Raw genomic sequence first — 17,399 nt, forward strand, 5'->3', positions numbered from 1 at the left:
ACTCCCGCCCGGCACCCTTGCCCGTCGGCCCCGTACCCGTCAGGCTCCGGCCGCCCCACCCACCTCGTTCGTCGAGAGCGGGGCGGGCGGGGACGGGACGGTGGGCGGGGGCGCCTGGCGTACCACGCGCGGCCGGACCTCCGGGTCCTGCCGCGCGTGCCCGCCGCGCAGCCGGTCCAGCAGCCGGTGCGAGACATGACGGCACCACAGTCCCCACATCGCCCGCCCGGGACCGCGGTCGTCCGAGGCGTGCCAGGCCAGTTCCCGGCGCACCCGGGCGGGCCGCAGCACGGTCAGCGGTGCGTAGTTCTCCACCATGAACTCCCGTCCGGGCAGCGGCGCCCCGTCCGGCAGCGGACGTTGGGTCAGATCCAGGTGCAGGGCGCGTACGACGTCCAGCCCGGCGGTGTCGCGGAAGAGCCGGAACTGGGCGCCGGGGCGCGGGTTGAAGTCGAGCAGGTGGTAGCGGCCCGTCGTACCGCAGCGGCGGAAGTCCAGGTCGAGGATGCCGCGGTAGCCGAGCTCGCCGATGAGCCGTTCGGCGAGCGCCTGCACCTGGGCGTCGGGGGTCCACCGGCCGACCGCCGTCAGGCCCGCGCCGCGCGGCCAGGCGTGCAGCTTGCGGCCGGTGCCGCCGCCGTGGACGGCACCGGTGCGGTCGGCGTACCCGTGGAAGAACCAGTCGCGGTCCGGGCCCGGCGGCAGGAACTCCTGGAGGAGCAGACGGCTGCCCGCCTCCTCGGAGCGCGCGTACAGCTCGCGGGCCTCCCGCATGGAACGCACCACCGCCGTGCTGCGCAGCCCGCGGCCGGTGGGCAGCAGCCAGGGCCGGCTCCACTTCGCCACCACCGGCAGACCGAGCCGCCAGGCGGCCCCGGCGGCCTGCGCCGCGCTGTCCGGGGTCACGGTGACGGGATGCGGCACGTCCGCGGCGGCGCACAGGGCGGCCAGCTCCGCCTTGTCCGCCACCTGTTCGGCCAATGCGCCGGGCTGTTGCGGCAGCAGATACGAGGGCGTCAGTTCCTCGCGCAGCCGGCCCACCGCGACGGCGCTCGCGTCGTCCATCGGGATCAGCACGGCGGGGCGCGCGATCCGGGCGGCCACCCGCCGCAGGGTCGCGGCGATCTCGGCCGTGGACGCGCCGGGCGGGGGCGGCAGGTGCAGCCGGGTCACATACCGGGATCCACGGACCGGGCTGCCGGCCAAGTCGGCGACCACGTGCACCTCCACGCCGGTCCTGCCGAGCGAGCGCACGGCACCGAGCGTGCCGTGGTGGAAGGGGTTCCGGTCGACCCGCAGCAGCACGGCGGGGACGCGGATGTCGAGCAGTGGCACGGGCTTCTTCCCTCAGGTCGGTTTCACCTGCGCGGCGGAGCAGATCACCCGAAGGCTCCGCCGCACTGGCCGGATTCATCTGTATATGTCTGATTGTCATTGTCTGAAGTAGGCCTTCAGAGGAAGCGTCAGGAGCCGGTGCGAGCATGAAGAGCGGAGCAGGCATGGCCCCACAGCAGTCGCCCGCCCGGTCCCGACGGCTGGCCGCCGTCGTGGGCGCGGTCGTCGCGTCGGCGGCCCTGGCCTCCGGTACGGGGGTCGCCGCGTCCGATCCGGTCCTCCCGTCCACGGCGGCCGCCCGGGCGAAGCCCGCGACCCCGAAGGCCGCCCCGGTGAGGCCCGCCACCCCGCAGTCCGCGGCCCGGAACCCCGGGCCGCGGCAGGCCGGGAAGGACGTCCCCGCCTTCGGCGCCTACCTCGACTACGGCGCCCGTGGCGTGGACCGGATCGCGGACTTCAGCAACTGGCTGGGCGGCGCGGAGGTGCGGGTCGGGCACACCTATCTGCCGGGCGACATGTGGAGCAACATCGAGGGCGACGTCGGCTTCCTCGACGCGTGGGCCGACTGGCGCAGACGGAAGAGCGACCGGATCTTCGTACTCAACGTCCCGATGCTGGAGCACAACGAGGCCGGCGTCCCCGACGAGCAGGTGCGGCAGCTGCTGCGCGAGGGCGCCGCCGGGCAGTTCGACCAGCACTTCCGTGCCCTCGCCGAACGGCTGGTGGCGCTCAGGGTGCCGGACACGGTGATCGTGCTCGGCTGGGAGATGAACGGCACCACGTACACCCATCGCTGCGGACCGGACCCGGAGGCCTGGAAGCAGTACTGGAACAGGATCGTCACCACCATGCGGTCGGTGCCGGGCCAGCGGTTCCGGTTCGACTTCACGCCCAGCCGGGGCCGGGACGCCGTCCCCTGGACGCAGTGCTACCCGGGGGACGCCACCGTCGACATCATCGGCATGGACTCCTACGACCAGCCGTCCGGGCTGTCGTTCGAGGAGCAGGTGAAGGAGCCCTACGGCCTTCAGGCGCACGTCGACTTCGCCAAGGCGCACGGAAAGCCCGTCTCCTATCCGGAATGGGGTCTCTTCCGCAACGGGGACGACACCGGGTACGTGCGGGGCATGCTCGCCTGGATGGACGAGCACCGGCCGGTGTACAACACGCTGACCGACTACTGTCCGCACGGCGTGTGGCAGTGCTCGGGCAACCCCGCGTCGTCCGCGACCTACCGCGCCCTCCTCGCGTCGCCCACCGGACAGACCACCCCGACCACCCCGACCGGACCGACGGCTCCGACCACCCCGACCACTCCCACGGGGCCGACCGTCCCGACGGCCCCGGCGGCCGAGCCGGCCCCGGAACCCGGGGCCGGCTGCGTGCCGCTGGAGCTCGGCGACTGGATCGAGTACCGGATCGGCGGGAAGATCTGCACCCGGATCGGCGAGCTGCCGCGCACCTAGGGCGGGTATCCGCGGGGGGCGGCAGGCCCGGTCAGGACCTGTCTCCACCGTCGCGCTCCCTCAGCCGGTTCAGCAGTTCCTTGCCCCGCCGCCGCGCGGCGACGTCGCACACCACCGCCGACAGCAGCGGGGCGGTACGCCGCCGGGCCAGCAGCAGCCGCTGGTTGACGACCGGTTCCGGCCGCCAGTGGTGCTTGTACGGTTCGTTGCCGCGCAGCAGGCTCAGCGTGCCGCGCCCGCCCGCGCGGGTGTGCTCGGCACACGCGTCGAGCAGCATCACCGCCACGTCCGCCTTGCGTTCGCGCAGCCGGGGGTGGGCGCCGTAGAGGTAGCCGCCCGCCAGCCGTTGCGACAGCAGGGTCAGATCCACGGCGACCACGTCGTCGTCGAGCCGGAACTCGGTGACCACCGCGTCCCCCGAGCGCACCATCGGCCCCACCGACCGCACCAGGTGTTCGCAGAACCGCGTCTGGAGGTGCTCGGACGTCACCTTCCGGTCCTGCCACTGGAGCCGGTGCAGTTCGAGCAGCCGGCGCAGCGCGGGGTCGACCTCGTCCGGCCGGACGAGGTGGCGCTGCACGCCCAGCGCGGTCAGCTTGCGCAGCTTGGCGCGCACCCGCTGGGCCTTCGCCGGCGGCAGCCGGGCCACCAGTTCCTCCATCGGCACGGCGGGCAGTTCCAGGCACAGCGAGTCGCTCACCCGGCGACGGGGCCCGGTCCAGCGGTCGTAGACCCGTTCGGCCGCGCCGCCGGGGCGTACCTCGCGGAAGTCGATCAGCGCGGTCCGGGCGGCGGCCGTGAGACCGGCGGTGAGCGCGGCCACGGCCGCCTCCCCGCGCTCGTCGTCGAGGAGGACGTCCCCGTAGTCGGAGATCGCCCCGCCGAGCGGCACCAGCGCGGACACCGGACGGCGTACGGCCGTCAGCGGGGCGACGGCCACCAGTTCGCCGCCGTCGCGCACCAGCAGCAGCCGCAGCCGGCCCGGCCGGCCGTAGGACAGCCACCACGAGTACAGCCAGGCATGGCTCTGGAACGGGGTCGCCGTCCGGGACCGCGCGTACAGCCGGTCCCAGGCGGGGGCCAGCGCGGCGAAGGTGCCCTCGTCGGTGACCAGGTCGGTGGTGTACGCGGGTTTCACCCACGTCCGTGCGGTCACAGCTTTCCGTGCAGGTCGGCGGCCAGGGCCGGTCCGGGTACGGAGGCGGACCGGGGCGGTTCCTGGAGGGTCCGCCGGGGCCGCACCAGCAGCAGCAGTCCGCCCAGCAGCCCGCCCGCGCTCGCGCCCACCAGGCCGGTCACCACGGGTGACGCCGAGGACGGGGAGCCCGGCCGGACCGCCCGGGCGAACTGCTGGAGCTCGACATGGGTGGCGTCCTTGCTGTCGTCGGCGTGCCGGGTCAGGGCGAAGGCGACGGCGTTGGCCATGTCGGCGGCCTGGGCCGGACGCGAGGAGGTGGCCGTGACGGCGACCATCGGGGCGTCCGGCGAGGTTGCCGTCTGCACGCTGGCCTGCAGCACCTTCGCCGACACGCCCGCCCTGACCTGCGCGTCCCCGAGCACCGCGAGCTGTGTGGCGACCCGTCCGTACGCCTGCGCGAAACCGAGCGCGGCCGCCGGGTCGGACTTCTCCGTCGGTACGGCGACGACGTAGGCGGTGGCCGTGTACGACGGTGGTTCGACGACGCCGTACGCGCCGCCGAGCAGGCCGCCGGCCAGGACGCCGGACGCGAGCAGGGTCCAGACGGGCAGGGAGCGGGGGCGGGAGTGGACGGAGGCCGGGCGGTGTGGTCCGGTCTGGTTCTCGGTCATGAGGTGCTGGCTTCCTGAGGCGACGGGGACTGCGGTGGCTGAGGTGACAGAGAAGGCAGATGAGACAAAGGAGGCGGAGGCGGCAGGGGAGGGAGCGTGGCGGCCCCACCGGAGAGGGCCGCCGTGTAGACGCCCATGAGTCGGGCGGAGCTGCGGTCGATGCCGTAGTGACGGGCGGCTTCGGGGACGGTGCGCGGGTGCGGACCCCGGGCGCGGGCCTCGGTGATCGCCCGGGCGAATGCCTCGGAGCCGCCCGTCACCCGCACGGCGCCGGGCGCGGTCCGCGGCGGCAGGTCCTCGATCGCCGGGCAGGAGGCGTAACGCACGGGCAGCCCGCAGGCCAGGGCCTCGACGACCGCCAGTCCGAACGTCTCCTCGGGGGACGGCGAGGCCAGCAGGTCCATCGCGGCGGTGAGCGAGGGCAGGTCGGGTCCGGGGGAGCCGTCGGGCACACAGGGGCGTTCGCCGGTGAACAGCACGCGGTCCGCGACCCCGGCCTCGTACGCGATGCGGCGCAGCACGCTCTCCTCGGGGCCGCCGCCGACCAGCAGCAGCCAGCAGTCGCCGGGGAGCGCGGCGAGCGCGCGGACCAGGACGTCGAAGCGCTTGCCGGCGACGAGCCGGCCGACGCCGCCGACGACGTAGGCGCCTTCGGGCAGGCCGAGGCGCCGCCGGGTGCGCTGCCGCTGGACCGGGTCGAAGCGGAAGCGGGCCAGATCGATGCCGTTGGGGACGACCTCGATGCGCGGGGCGGGCACGCCCCAGTGCTTCAGACGGTCGGCGACCGTGGGGGAGACGGCGACGGTCGTGGTGCCCAGCCGCTCCCCGGCGAGGTACAGGGCGCGCACCCCGGGGGTCAGCCTGCGGCCCTCGATCCGGGAGTCGCCGAGCGAGTGCTCGGTGGCGACGATCGCGCGGACGCCCGCGAGCCGGGCGGCCAGCCGGCCGTAGAGGCAGGCGCGGTAGAGGTGGGTGTGGACGAGGTCGTAGCGGCCCCTGCGGACGACCCGCACCAGGCGCGGCACGGCCGCCAGGTCGCGGTTGCCGCTCATCCCGAGGTGGACGACGCGCACCCCGTCGGCGACCAGTCCGTCGGCGACCGCGCCGGGTTCGGTGAGCGTGACGACGTCGCAGTCGACGGGCAGATGGCGCAGCAGCAGCCACAGCTGCTGCTCGGCGCCGCCCACGCCGAGTCCGGTGATGATGTGCAGGGCCTTCATCACAGCCCCTCGACGGGCCGGCGGCGCAGCCGGTGCAGCCGGTGCTTCAGGAACAGGCGTACGGCGCCGTCGTCCTGGCCGACGTGGACGCGGGGCAGGGCGAGCCGGCCCCCCAGCGGGCCCGGGTCGATCGCGCAGGCGTAGTCGTATCCGGCGTCCCGTACGGCGTCGACGGCCCGCCGGTCGACCGTGCCGTACGGGTAGCAGAAGCCGTCGACCGGAGCACCGGTCAGCTCCGTGAGCGCCGCTCTGCTCTCGACGGTCTCGCGCTTCAGGGTGAGGTCGTCCGCCGTGGTCAGGTCGACGTGGGTCAGCCCGTGCGAGCCGATCTCGACGCCCTCGGCCGCGGCGTGCCGGATGCCGTCGGCGGTCAGCAGCGGTTTGCGCGGGCCGAGCGGGTCCCAGGCGTTGTCGCCGCCGAGCCGTCCCGGCAGTACGAAGAGGGTGGCGCCGAAGCCCCGGCGGCGCAGCCGGGGAAGGGCGTGCTCGACGAAGTCGGCGTACCCGTCGTCGAAGGTGAGACCGACCAGCCCCCGGCCCCGCCCGCGGCCCCGGGCGGCGAGCAGGGCGGCCATGGACACGCCCGTCAGACCACGCCTGCCGAGCCACTCAAGCTGCCGCTCCAGCCGGTCCGGGGTGACGGTGACGCGGTAGGGGTCGTCGGAGCAGTCGCCCACGGAGTGGTACATCGCGACGAACGGGACGGGGGCGGCACCGGTCCGCCCGGCGTACGTGGTCCGCCCGGCATCCCGGGCGGGCCCGGCGGAGACGGCGGGTTCGGTCGGGTCGGCGGAGTCAACGGAAGAGGCCATGGGCAAGCCTTCGGGTCGCGGAAGATACGGATCGCAGTGCGGGGGCGAAGCCCTGGGCGCGCAGGGCCAGCCCGACCAGGAAGAACACGCAGACCACGGTCGCCGCGCCGGCCGCGAGACCGGCCGGCACGGAGGCCGGGCGGCTCGCCGCGAACACGCCGGCCGCCGTGGCGACCGCCGCGGCGCGTACCGGCTTGGCCAGCTCGCACAGCACCCGGCGAGTGCGCACCGGGACACTGCGCGGGCCCAGGCCGGCCAGCAGCAGCGCGGCCGTGACGGTGATGCCGAAGGCGTTGGCGGCGGCGATCCCGGTGACCCCCCAGCGGCCCACCGCCCACGCGCCGGTCCCGATGGTCGCGGCCAGCCCCGCGGCCATCGCGCCGAGCGGGTACCAATTGGCCCGCCCCGCCGAGAAGTACGAGCGCACCAGCGCGCCCACCAGGGTCTGGCCCAGCAGCCCGAGCGCGTACACCCGCAGCACGGCCGCCGTCGCCGAGGTGTCCGGCGCGGTGAACGCACCCCGCTGGAAGAGCAGTTCGATCAACTGCGGAGCGCACGCCACGACGGTGGCGGTGCCCAGCAGCACCACGCACGCGGCCAGCACCAGGTCCCGCTCGACCCGGCCGCGGGCCCGCTCGGTGTCGCCGTCGGCCAGGGCCCGCGCGACCACCGGGAAGGTGACCGTGCACAGCATCAGCGACATCGTCATCGGGATCTGCGCCACCTTCTGGGCGTAGTTCAGGTGCGAGATGGCGCCGGCCGGGAGGCCGGAGGCGAGGAAGCGCTCGACGACGACCTGCGACTGGCGGCACAGGGCGAAGAGCAGGACGCTGGCGAGCAGGGCGGAGCCCATCGGCCGGTCGCCCGGCCCCGGCAGAGACCCGGCCCTGTCCCCGCCCCGGTCCTCAGCCCTGTCCTCGCCCTTGCCTCTTCCGTCCTTGCGTCGCAACTGCCCGAGCAGCGAAGGCAGTTGCGCCAGCACCATCAGGCAGCCGCCGGCCACGACCCCAGCCGCCGCCGAACGCACCCCCCAGCGCCCGCCGAGGACGAACATCCCGGTGATGATGCCGGTGTTGTAGGCGACGTAGATCGCCGCCGGTGCCAGGAAGCGGCGGTGCGCCCGCAGGGCCGCGCTGGCGTACCCGGCGAGTCCGAAGCTCAGGACGCAGGTCGCGGTCAGCCGGGTGCAGTCGACGGCGAGCGCGGGATCGGGCAGGCCGGGCGCCAGGACCTCGACGAGCCGGGGGGCGGCGGCGATCAGCAGACCGGAGACCGCGGCGAAACCGAGCGCCAGCCGGGGCAGCGTGGTGGCGACCAGCGCCCGCACCGGGTCGCCCGGCGTGCCCTGCGACCGCCGGGCCAGCGCCAGGCTGAACGCCGGGATCAGCGCGATCGCCAGCCCGTCCTCGATGAGCAGGGTGGCCGCGAACTCCGGCACGGTCCAGGCGACCAGGAAGGCGTCCGTCTCGCTGCCCGCCCCGAACAGCCGGGCCAGCGCCTGGTCGCGCACCAGTCCGAGCAGTGACCCGGCGATGGACAGTGCCGCCGTGACGAGCGCGGCCCTGGCGAGGAACCGCCGGGTGGCGGAGGTGTCGTCGCTCCGGTGCGGGCCGGCGGGCGCGGACCGGGCCGCCGGCACGGACACCCCGCTCTCCGTGTCACCCCTGCTCTCCGTGTCACCCCTGCCCTCGGCGTCGGTCCTGCCCTCGGTGTCGGCCTCGCCCCCGGTGCCGTCCCGGCGCGACCGGCCGGTTCGGCTCGACCGGTCGGTCCAGCGCGACCGGTCGGCCCGGCGCGGCCCGGAAGGTGTCACCGTCATCGCGCCCCGGCCTCCTCGGCCGGCCGGCCCGCGAGCGCCGGCGGGTACGCGGGACGCCGCTCGCGCTCGTCACCGGCCAGCGCCCACCAGGCCACCAGCCCGAAGCAGACCGCCGTCAGCACGGTCGAGGGGCCGCCGATGTCGGCGTACAGGAAGTCGACGAGCTGCCACACCAGCAGCCCGCAGGCGACCAGCGCGCAGTCCGCGCCCGGACCGGCCGCGCGCACCCGCAGCAGCCCCCGCAGCCCGCACACCAGCAGCGCCAGCCAGCTCCCGGCGAGCGCCAGCAGCCCGATCAGCCCCTGCTCGGCCAGCACCAGCAGGTACATGTTGTGCGGGGACAGCAGCGGCTGCCTGCGGAACGCGACGCCCGCGCCCTCCGTGTCGCTGCCCGACGACAGCGCCAGCGAGGCGTGCGCGTCCCGGTGGTCGGGGAAGCCCTTCAGCCCCACACCGGTCAGCGGCCGCTCCCGCCACATGCCGATGGCCGCCGCCCACAGGGTGTACCGGTCGGTCACCGACTGGTCGGGCGCGTCCGCCACCTGGGTGATGCTGCTGATCCGCTCCTGGAGCATCGCCGTACCGACCCCGAAGCCGCCCACCAGGATCACGCCCGCGGCGGCCACCGCGGCGCCCACCCGCAGCGCGCGCCGCAGCCCGGCCAGGAGCAGCTGTACGACGCAGGTCAGCGCCGTGGCGATCCACGCCCCGCGGCTGAAGGACAGCGCGAGCGGCAGCAGCAGCGCCAGCGCGCAGCCCGCCGCGATCACCCGCTGCCGCAACGGGGTGCGCCCGAGCGCCAGACCCAGCGCGCACACCAGACCGAAGGAGACGACGGTCGCCATGCCCATCACGTCCTGCGGCCCGAAGGTGCCGACCGCGCGGATCTCCTCGCCCTGGTACGAGGCGCCGGTCCCGGTGACGTACTGGTGCACGCCGACCGCCCCCTGCCACCCGGCGAGCGCCACGAACGACCAGGCCAGCAGCCGGAAGTCGGACCGGCCCCGGATCAGCAGCACGACGGCCGCCGGGACCAGCACGAAGACCTGGAGGTAGCGGCCCAGGCCGGTGGCCGCGGCCCCCGGCGAGGACGCGCCCAGCGCGGCGACCGCCAGCCCGACGACCGGCAGCCCCAGCACCACCGCGGCGACCGGCGACAGCGGGCGCCGCCGCTGCCGTACGAGACGCACCACGCAGAACACGACCACCAGCGCGGACAGCGCGTCGGCCGGGCCCGCGCCGCTCTCCCCGCCGGGGGAGAGGGGCAGGGCGAGCAGGGCGAGCACGACCACCACGGGCAGCACAGGGGAGACCTTCGGGGAGAGCTTCCCGAAGGTCTTGGGGGACAGCCGCGGGGAGCGGACCGGGGTCGGGGCGAGGCTCATCGTCGTCAGCTCCCGGTCGGACGCACGAGCGCGGCCGCGGTGCGCAGCAGGATGCAGATGTCCTGCCACAGCGACCAGTTGTCGATGTACGCGTTGTCGAAGCGGGCCCGGTCCTCGATGGAGGTGTCGCCGCGCAGCCCGTTGACCTGGGCCAGTCCGGTGATACCGGTCGGCATCCGGTGGCGGGCCGCGTAACCGGGGTGGTGCTGGCTGAACTGGGCCACGAAATAAGGGCGTTCGGGACGCGGACCGACCAGGCTCATGTCGCCGGACAGCACGTTGAACAGCTGGGGCAGCTCGTCCAGCGAGGTCTGGCGCAGGAAGCGGCAGAAGCGGCTCATCTCGGGTTCGCCCGCCACACTCCAGCGGGTGGCCGCCTCGTGCTCGTCGACGGGACGGTGGGTGCGGAACTTCAGCAGCGTGAAGGGGCGCCCGTCCTTGCCGATGCGCTCCTGCCGGAACACCACCCCGGGTCCCTCGCTGATCCGCAGTACCACCGCGCACACCAGCAGCAGCGGGCCGACCAGCAACAACGCGGCCCCGGACAGCAGCACGTCGACAGCCCGCTTGCCGAGGCTGCCCCGGCGCCGGACGCCCATGTCCAGCCGTCGGCAGGAGTACCCCGCGAGCTGGTCGCGGGTCGCGTACGACGGGGAGTCCGGGTCGACCTCCCGCACCGTGCAGCCCGACTCGGCGAGCGCCCGCAGCAGGGGGCCCTGCGCGGCGCGCACCGAGGGGTGGACGGCGAGCACCTCGCGCACCCCGTTCTGGATCAGCGCCCGCTGCACCTCCTGACCCGTCGTCAGCACCGGCAACCCCTGGTGTCCCTGGGGTCTCCCGGTCCGCTCGGCGACGATCCCCACCGGCCGCACCCCGCACCGCGGATGGCGCAGCACGGCCGCGGCCACCCGCTGCGCGGTCGCCGCGGGCCCGATGACCAGAGCGGCGCGCGGGCGCCGCAGCAGCGCGGCGCGCCGCCGCCCGTGCGCGATCCCGCGCCCCAGACAGGCCGCCGCCGACTGGACCAGGACGCCGAGGACGAGCGTGCGCGCGGACAGCACGTGCTCCGGCGTGTACGCCGCCACGAGCGCCGCCAGCGCCAGCCAGCCCACCGTGATCCGCCCGCAGACCGCGGGCAGTTCGTCCAGCACGCCCCGCACGGGGCCGGTGCGTCCGGCGCGCAGCAGTATCGTGGCGCCCACCAGCAGGGCCACCACCAGCGGTGTGCGCTGTGCCTCGCCGAGCACAGAGGCGCCGACGAAGGCCGCGGCGAGGTCCGCGAGCCGCAGCGGGAGCGAGGAGGCGGGCCGTGCCGGGGGCCGGCGGGCGGGGAACCGGAAGCCGGTGCCGCGCTCGCGCGGGGGCATGACCGAGACGGGCGAGGGTCCGTGGTCCCGTGGCTGCGCGCCGGGGGAGGGGACGGTACTTTCCGCAGTCACGAGTGGATGGACTCCCTGCACTCGGAGGGCACCACGCGCCCTGTTGCCTGGTTCCGACCGGCACCGAGCAGGTCGTCGTAGACGGCCGCGACGGCCTCGGCCGTGTGCCGTACGTCGTGCGCGGACAGGACGTGCCGACGTCCCTGCCGGCCGAGCGACGCGCGCAGCGGCGGGTCGAGGAGCAGCCCGGCCACGGCGGCGGCCAGCGCCTCCGGGTCCCCGGGCGGGACGAGACAGCGCCCGGTCAGGGCGGGCGGCAGGCTCTCGCGGGCGCCGTCCACGTCCGTCACCACCACCGGCCGGCCGCAGCCCATCGCCTCCAGCGGGGCCAGCGCCATCCCCTCCCAGCGCGAGGGCAGCACCACCAGGTCGGCGGCCCGGTACCAGGGCACGGAGTCGGCGACGGCCCCCGCGAACAGCACGGACCGCGGTGCGCGGGCGCGCAGCCGGTCCCCGTCCGGGCCGTCGCCGACCAGCGCCAGCCGGGCGTCCGGCACCCGCCGCAGGACGGCGTCCCAGGCGTCCAGCAGGATGTCCTGGCCCTTCTGCCGGCACAGCCGCCCCACACAGACGACCAGCGGAGACTCCGGACCGACGTCGGCCGCTTCCGGAACGGCTCGCTCGTGGTCCTTCGCGGCCGGGCTGAAGCGCTCCGGGTCGATCCCGTTGGGGATCACCGACCACCGCCCGGCGATACCGGCGCGCACGCCGGTGACGCGTTCCGCCTCGCTCACGCACACCACCCGGGAGGCCCAACGGGCGCCCCACCGCTCCCACTTCAGCGCGAGCGCCGCCGCGGTACCGCCGACCGCCTCGAACGACCAGGCGTGCGGCTGGAACACGGTCGGGATCCGTCCCCGTACGGCGATCCGCCCGGCGAGCCCGGCCTTCGCGCTGTGCGCGTGCACCAGGTCGGGCCGGACCTCGTCGAGCAGCCGGGCGAGCTGCCGCACCTCGCGCACGAGGGCCGGACCGGGCGACCTGGTCGCCCGCCAGTGCCGTACATCGGCGCCCGACGCGCGCAGCGCGCCCGTCAGTTCGCCGTCCGGGCAGGCGACGGTGAGGTGCAGACCGGCCGTGAGCTGGGCCCGTACGAGGTCGGACACCACTCGGGCGACCCCGCCGTCCACGGGTTGGGTGAGGTGGAGGACCCGTGGTCGAGGGTCCCTTGCTGGCAGGTGCATTGCGCGGTTTTCCTCGCTCACGATGGCGCTCGGTTCGTGTGGGAACGCGCCGTCTCACCGCTGTGCGTCGACGGCGACCGGGAGTGCGCCGGTCCACGCCGCGTCCCGCTGGGGAACGAGCCGGGCAGTCAGCTGGTCACCACGCCGCAGCACGGCCTGGACCGGATCGAACATGCCGCAGTCGTGACCGAGAGTGTTCGCGCACCCGGGCGCGCGCCGGGTGCTCGGATCGCGGTGGGGTGCGCGGTGCGGAGCGGGACGCGCACCGTCGCGCGGCGCGGCGGCGGACCCAGGGAATGGCACATGACCGGCGTTGCCCTTTCGAGGAGGTTCGTCGACCGGAGGGTCAGCGGAATCCGACGCCTGCCGTAAAAGTGCGGAGAGGTCCGCAACTCTAGCTGCTATACGTGCTAATCCGCGTAAAGCGGACAACTGTGTCGAAGTCGTGAAACCGCTCCCCTGGGGATCACCCCAATGGCGGCACAACTCGCGTGCGCCCGGCGCGTTGACACAGCGCCGGGCACCCCCGTCCGGCCGCTTGTGTCAACCCCCTCCAAGGAGCACCTCTCCATGTCGCGTATCGCGAAGGGCCTGGCCCTGACCACCGTTGCCGTCGCGGCCATCGCCGGGACCGCCGGCATCGCCGCCGCCGACAGCGACGCGCACGGCGCCGCCGCCAACTCCCCGGGTGTGCTGTCGGGCAACGTCCTCGAGGTTCCGGTCCACGTCCCGGTCAACCTCTGCGGCGACACCGTCGACGTCGTCGGCCTGCTGAACCCGGCCTTCGGCGGCCTCTGCTTCAGCGACTGACGTCGGGCGCATCCACCGCGACCGGCCGCCCTCCGGGACGGAGGGCGGCCGGTTCCGCGTTTACTGGACACGGAGCGTGACCGTTCTGTGGTGCGGGAGGGCCGCCCCCGCCGGGCGCCCCCGGTGGTGTTACTCCGAACGGGGGACCGGGTTCGAAACGGCGGCCCGCCGCACGACGCGGGCTTCGCGCCGGGCGACCGCGCCACGCGGGCTTCGCGCCGGGCGACCGCGCCACGCGGGCTTCGCGCCGGGCGACCGCGCCACGCGGGCTCCGCGCCGCGACCGCGCCACGCAGGCTCCGCGCCGCGACCGCGCCACGCGGGCTTCGCGCCGGGCGCGAGGAGTCTTCGCGCGGGGCGCAGAAAGTCTGCGTGCGCGGGGTTTCCGCCCCGGTCAGGAGTCGTTAGGCACGACGTCAGACATCAACGAGGCGACGTGAGTTGCCGAAGAGAGGAACACGATGAAGTCGCTGAAGGCCGCCGCTGTCGTCGCCGGGTCCCTTGTCATGGCCGGTGCCGCCGCGCCCGCGTTCGCCCAGAGTTCCGCCGACCTCACGCCCTCCAGCCTCAACGGTGCCGTCGACACGCTCGCCAGGCATCCCCTGGAGCTGCACGACGTGATGCCGCTCCAGCACCAGTCGGACGCGCTCAGCACCGAGAACAAGGACTCCGTACTGCACACGGTGAAGGGCGCGGCCACCGCGCTCAACACCCACAACCCGCTCCTCGGCGGCCTCCCGCTCCAGAGCTGACGCGCCGCGTCCGTGGCCGGCGAAGGGGGCACCGGCGGTGCCGCGCCGAACGGATCCGGACGTCCGGTGCTGTTCGAGACGCGTCGCCGCACGGCGTCCCTCGTTCGTGTGGAGCGCCTCCGGAGCGTCGCCCGGTCGGGTGAGAACGGCCCCGGCGGCCTTCCGGAGCGTCGGTAAGGTCGCGCGGTGACCTCAACCTCAAGCGAAACCAGCCCCCTTCGCGTCGCCGACCTCGGCACGCTCGTCGTGCTCCCCTGGAGCGGCGAGACCTCCGACGGTGGCGACATGCCCTACCTCCTCGCCTACTCGCTCGGGGACGCGCCGGCCGGCCCCGAGGCCTCGGCGGCCGCCGTCGCACAACTGCTGAACGGCAACCGCCTGCCCGTCGGCGGGGAACTGGTCGACGGCAACGCCAGGCCGAGCCTCCCGGTCAGCCTGCTCGTCGAGGCCGGTCAGGCCGTCGTCTCCATGCCGCCGCACCTCAACGCCCAGTGCACCCCGCCGCCGGAGTGGCTGGAGGCGGTCGCCGCCCGCGGGTACGCCTACTTCGTGTTCACCACCCGCCCCTGGCCGCAGGCCGCGCCAGGCCTGCCCGTCACCCCGGAGGCGCTGGCGGCGTTCGCCGGCGCGGACGAGACCCTCGCCGCGGCGGCGCACATCGTCCTTCCGGCCCGCAGTCTGCGCGCTTGACCACCAGGACGGCGGGCGCCGGCCGCGGGTTCGCCCTGCTGCTGGTCCTCACCGGAGCGGCCGGACTGCTGGCCGCCTGGGTCATCACCCTCGACAAGTTCAAGCTGCTGGAGGACCCGCACTTCGTCCCGGGCTGCAGCCTGAACCCGGTCGTCTCCTGCGGCAGCGTCATGAAGAGCGCCCAGGCCTCGGTGTTCGGGTTCCCCAACCCGATGCTGGGACTGGTGGCCTACGGCATCGTCGTCTGCGTCGGCGTGAGCCTGCTGGCCGATGCCGTGTTCCCGGGCTGGTACTGGCTGACCTTCGACGCCGGGTGCCTGTTCGGCGTCGGGTTCGTGTCCTGGCTCCAGTTCCAGTCGCTGTACCGGATCAACGCGCTGTGCCTGTGGTGCTGCCTGGCCTGGGTCGCCACGATCATCATGTTCTGGTACGTGACGTCGTACGTCGTACGGAAGAGGTTCCTTCCCGCACCGGAGTCGGTGCGGAGGTTCCTCGAGGAGTTCACCTGGGTGCTGCCACTGCTGCACATCGGCGTCGTCGGCATGCTGATCCTCACCCGGTGGTGGGAGTTCTGGACCGGGTGAGCGCCGGAGCGGGAACGGGACCGGGGACTGGGCCGCGAGGGCGCGCGGTACGGCCATGTGGAGCCCGGTTCGGCCGCCGCGGGTGACCAGGCGGCCCGCCGGACGGTTACCTCTGGGGACAACCGAACCGGACCGAGGAGCACGACATGGTCGTCAGCGTGGGCGGCGCAACGGTGGTGAGCGCCGGGTGCGGACCGGCGAACCCGGGGAGACCCGGACAGGAAGCACGACAGGAAGCACGACAGGAAGCACGACAGGAAGCACGACAGGAAGCACGACAGGAAGGACAGGAAGGACAGGGGCGACGGAGACAGGCGGGAACACGACGGGACCTGCTGCGCGGGTTGCCGGCCCTCGCGGCCGCCCTCGTGCTCGCTCCCCTCGTCGCGGCCTCCCGGCCCCCGCAGGCGGCCGGCGGCCCCGGCGGCGCCGCCTTCGACGAGACCTACCGGGGCCGCCGAATCCAAGGCGTCCCGCTCTCGGCCGGGCGTCGCACGGCCATGCCCGGCACGGCCATGCCCGGCGCGGTCACGTCCGGCGCGGTCACCTGGCAGGTCACCGTGGACGGTCGGCCCCTGCACCTGATGCGCCGGGCCGACGGCACCTGGCTGAGCATGGTCGACCACTACCGCTCGTACGCCACCCCGCTGGAAGCGGCGCGCGCGGCGGTCGACGAGCTGGGGCCGGGCGAGCGGCTGCGCGCGGAAGCCGCCCCGGCCCACGGACCGGGGCAGGGCGCGGAACAGGGGCAGGGCCACAGCGGACACACGGGGGGACGGCATGGTCTACACACGTAAGGACGCCGCCACGCTGACGGCCGCCGAGAAGCGGCGGTTCGTGAACGCCATGCTGGAGGTCAAACGGCGCGGCGAGTACGACGAGTTCGTACAGACGCACATCGACCACTACGTCGCCGACGGCGAGACCGGCCTGCGCACGGCCCACATGGCACCGTCCTTCCTGCCCTGGCACCGCCGGTTCCTGCTGGAGCTGGAGCAGGCGCTGCGCCGGGTGGACTCCTCCGTGACGGTGCCGTACTGGGACTGGACCCGCGACCGGGGGACGACGTCGACGCCGTGGACCGGGGACCTCCTCGGCGGCAACGGGCGGCGCTCCGACCACCAGGTGACCACGGGCCCCTTCGCGTACGCGGCGGGCAACTGGACGATCCGGGTGGGGGTGACCGACGGGGAGTACCTCGCCCGGGACCTCGGACGCGCCCGGGCCCCGATCTCCCTGCCCACGAGGAACGACGTGGAGTGGGCGATGTCCGACCCGGTCTACGACGTCTCGCCCTGGGACTCGACCACCACGAAGGGCTTCCGCAACAGGCTGGAGGGGTGGGGGCGCGGGAGCGGCAGCGCCTCCTGGCGCAACCACAACCGGGTGCACCGCTGGGTCGGCGGGGCCATGCTCGGCGGGGCGTCCGTCAACGACCCCGTCTTCTGGCTCCACCACGCCTTCGTCGACCTGCTGTGGTCCCAATGGCAGGACCGGCACCGCGAGCACCGCTACCTGCCCGCCAGGCCCCCGGGCCCGGGCACCCCGCAGCACGGCCGGGTCGTCGCCCGGAACGAGATGCTGCCGCCGTGGGACGTGACACCGGACAGCCTGGAGGACCACCGAGGGGTGTACCGGTACGCGTGAGCGGCCACGGAAAGAGCCCCGGCGCTCGAGGTGCCGGGGCTCTTTCCGAGTACGACCGTGTCAGCGGCGAGTACGTCCGTGTCAGCGGCCGTAGCCGTAACCCGACTGGTGGCTGCTGTGGTGGCTGCTGTGGTGGCTGCTGTGGTGCCCGGTCTGCTGGGGGACCCCACGGAGGTGGCCGGTGTCGGCGCAGGTGGTGCCGAAGGCCGGGTTCAGCAGCCCGACCACGTCGATGGTGTTCCCGCACACGTTGACCGGCACGTTGACCGGGACCTGGACGACGTTGCCGGACAGCACGCCGGGCGAACCGACGGCCGCGCCCTGGGCACCCGCGTCAGCCATGGCCAGACCGGCTCCGCCGAGCGCCACGGCACCCGTGCCGAGAGCGACCACAGCCGCCTTCGCGATGCGAGACATGCGTTCTCCTTCTTTTGCTTGGGCGAGTGCG

At 74.4% G+C, this 17,399-nt stretch carries 17 protein-coding genes; 7 read left to right on the forward strand and 10 right to left on the reverse strand.

What is annotated here, in order from left to right:
- Positions 1 to 39 precede the first annotated feature (39 nt).
- A complete protein-coding gene (locus ACWC24_RS01000; protein ID WP_450660702.1) occupies positions 40 to 1,335 on the reverse strand; it encodes a carboxylate--amine ligase in 1,296 nt (431 codons plus the stop codon).
- Positions 1,336 to 1,499: 164 nt separating this feature from the next.
- Between ACWC24_RS01000 and ACWC24_RS01005 the strand changes: the two genes are divergently transcribed.
- Complete coding sequence (locus ACWC24_RS01005) at positions 1,500 to 2,801, forward strand: glycoside hydrolase family 26 protein (protein ID WP_450661028.1); 1,302 nt, start codon at positions 1,500 to 1,502, stop codon at positions 2,799 to 2,801.
- 31 nt (positions 2,802 to 2,832) lie between these two features.
- Here ACWC24_RS01005 and ACWC24_RS01010 read toward each other — a convergent pair whose 3' ends face one another.
- From ACWC24_RS01010 to ACWC24_RS01045, 8 genes are read right to left on the reverse strand one after another with little or no spacing between them, the layout of a single operon-like run.
- Positions 2,833 to 3,939: a GNAT family N-acetyltransferase gene (locus ACWC24_RS01010; protein WP_450661029.1), complete on the reverse strand. Its 1,107-nt coding sequence runs from the start codon at positions 3,937 to 3,939 to the stop codon at positions 2,833 to 2,835.
- A 14-nt stretch (positions 3,940 to 3,953) separates the two neighbouring features.
- Positions 3,954 to 4,610, reverse strand: coding sequence for a lipopolysaccharide biosynthesis protein (locus ACWC24_RS01015; protein WP_450660703.1), 657 nt, complete (start codon positions 4,608 to 4,610; stop codon positions 3,954 to 3,956).
- On the reverse strand, positions 4,607 to 5,830 hold the full coding sequence (locus tag ACWC24_RS01020) for a glycosyltransferase (RefSeq protein ID WP_450660704.1): 1,224 nt from the start codon (positions 5,828 to 5,830) through the stop codon (positions 4,607 to 4,609). The genes ACWC24_RS01015 and ACWC24_RS01020 overlap by 4 nt, the downstream gene beginning before the upstream one ends.
- Positions 5,830 to 6,642, reverse strand: a complete 813-nt coding sequence (locus ACWC24_RS01025; RefSeq protein WP_450660705.1) for a polysaccharide deacetylase family protein — start codon at positions 6,640 to 6,642, stop codon at positions 5,830 to 5,832. The genes ACWC24_RS01020 and ACWC24_RS01025 overlap by 1 nt, the downstream gene beginning before the upstream one ends.
- Positions 6,626 to 8,461 (reverse strand): murein biosynthesis integral membrane protein MurJ, encoded by a 1,836-nt coding sequence (gene murJ / locus ACWC24_RS01030; protein WP_450660706.1) that lies wholly within the window; start codon positions 8,459 to 8,461, stop codon positions 6,626 to 6,628. Before murJ ends, ACWC24_RS01025 begins: the two co-directional genes overlap by 17 nt.
- The gene (locus ACWC24_RS01035) at positions 8,458 to 9,846 is read right to left on the reverse strand and encodes an O-antigen ligase family protein (protein WP_450660707.1); all 1,389 of its coding nucleotides are present in this window, start codon (positions 9,844 to 9,846) and stop codon (positions 8,458 to 8,460) included. The genes murJ and ACWC24_RS01035 overlap by 4 nt, the downstream gene beginning before the upstream one ends.
- Positions 9,847 to 9,851: 5 nt before the next feature.
- Positions 9,852 to 11,285: an exopolysaccharide biosynthesis polyprenyl glycosylphosphotransferase gene (locus ACWC24_RS01040; RefSeq protein WP_450660708.1), complete on the reverse strand. Its 1,434-nt coding sequence runs from the start codon at positions 11,283 to 11,285 to the stop codon at positions 9,852 to 9,854.
- Complete coding sequence (locus ACWC24_RS01045; RefSeq protein ID WP_450660709.1) at positions 11,282 to 12,469, reverse strand: glycosyltransferase; 1,188 nt, start codon at positions 12,467 to 12,469, stop codon at positions 11,282 to 11,284. The genes ACWC24_RS01040 and ACWC24_RS01045 overlap by 4 nt, the downstream gene beginning before the upstream one ends.
- A 570-nt stretch (positions 12,470 to 13,039) precedes the next feature.
- Between ACWC24_RS01045 and ACWC24_RS01050 the strand changes: the two genes are divergently transcribed.
- The 6 genes from ACWC24_RS01050 to ACWC24_RS01075 all read left to right on the forward strand — a co-directional run bounded on the left by ACWC24_RS01050 (position 13,040) and on the right by ACWC24_RS01075 (position 16,951).
- Positions 13,040 to 13,279, forward strand: coding sequence for a chaplin (locus ACWC24_RS01050; RefSeq protein ID WP_450660710.1), 240 nt, complete (start codon positions 13,040 to 13,042; stop codon positions 13,277 to 13,279).
- Between the two features lie 460 nt (positions 13,280 to 13,739).
- On the forward strand, positions 13,740 to 14,030 hold the full coding sequence (locus tag ACWC24_RS01055) for a hypothetical protein (RefSeq protein ID WP_450660711.1): 291 nt from the start codon (positions 13,740 to 13,742) through the stop codon (positions 14,028 to 14,030).
- 186 nt (positions 14,031 to 14,216) lie between these two features.
- A complete protein-coding gene (locus ACWC24_RS01060) occupies positions 14,217 to 14,720 on the forward strand; it encodes a DUF5949 family protein (RefSeq protein ID WP_450660712.1) in 504 nt (167 codons plus the stop codon).
- Positions 14,717 to 15,304, forward strand: coding sequence for a vitamin K epoxide reductase family protein (locus ACWC24_RS01065; RefSeq protein ID WP_450660713.1), 588 nt, complete (start codon positions 14,717 to 14,719; stop codon positions 15,302 to 15,304). Before ACWC24_RS01060 ends, ACWC24_RS01065 begins: the two co-directional genes overlap by 4 nt.
- Positions 15,305 to 15,450: 146 nt before the next feature.
- Positions 15,451 to 16,101, forward strand: a complete 651-nt coding sequence (locus ACWC24_RS01070; RefSeq protein ID WP_450660714.1) for a tyrosinase family oxidase copper chaperone — start codon at positions 15,451 to 15,453, stop codon at positions 16,099 to 16,101.
- Positions 16,085 to 16,951, forward strand: coding sequence for a tyrosinase family protein (locus ACWC24_RS01075; protein WP_450660715.1), 867 nt, complete (start codon positions 16,085 to 16,087; stop codon positions 16,949 to 16,951). The genes ACWC24_RS01070 and ACWC24_RS01075 overlap by 17 nt, the downstream gene beginning before the upstream one ends.
- An 81-nt stretch (positions 16,952 to 17,032) precedes the next feature.
- Here the strand turns inward: ACWC24_RS01075 and ACWC24_RS01080 are convergent, their stop codons facing one another.
- Positions 17,033 to 17,368, reverse strand: a complete 336-nt coding sequence (locus ACWC24_RS01080) for a chaplin (protein ID WP_450660716.1) — start codon at positions 17,366 to 17,368, stop codon at positions 17,033 to 17,035.
- Positions 17,369 to 17,399: the final 31 nt, after the last annotated feature.

This window comes from Streptomyces sp. NPDC001443, assembly GCF_053597355.1.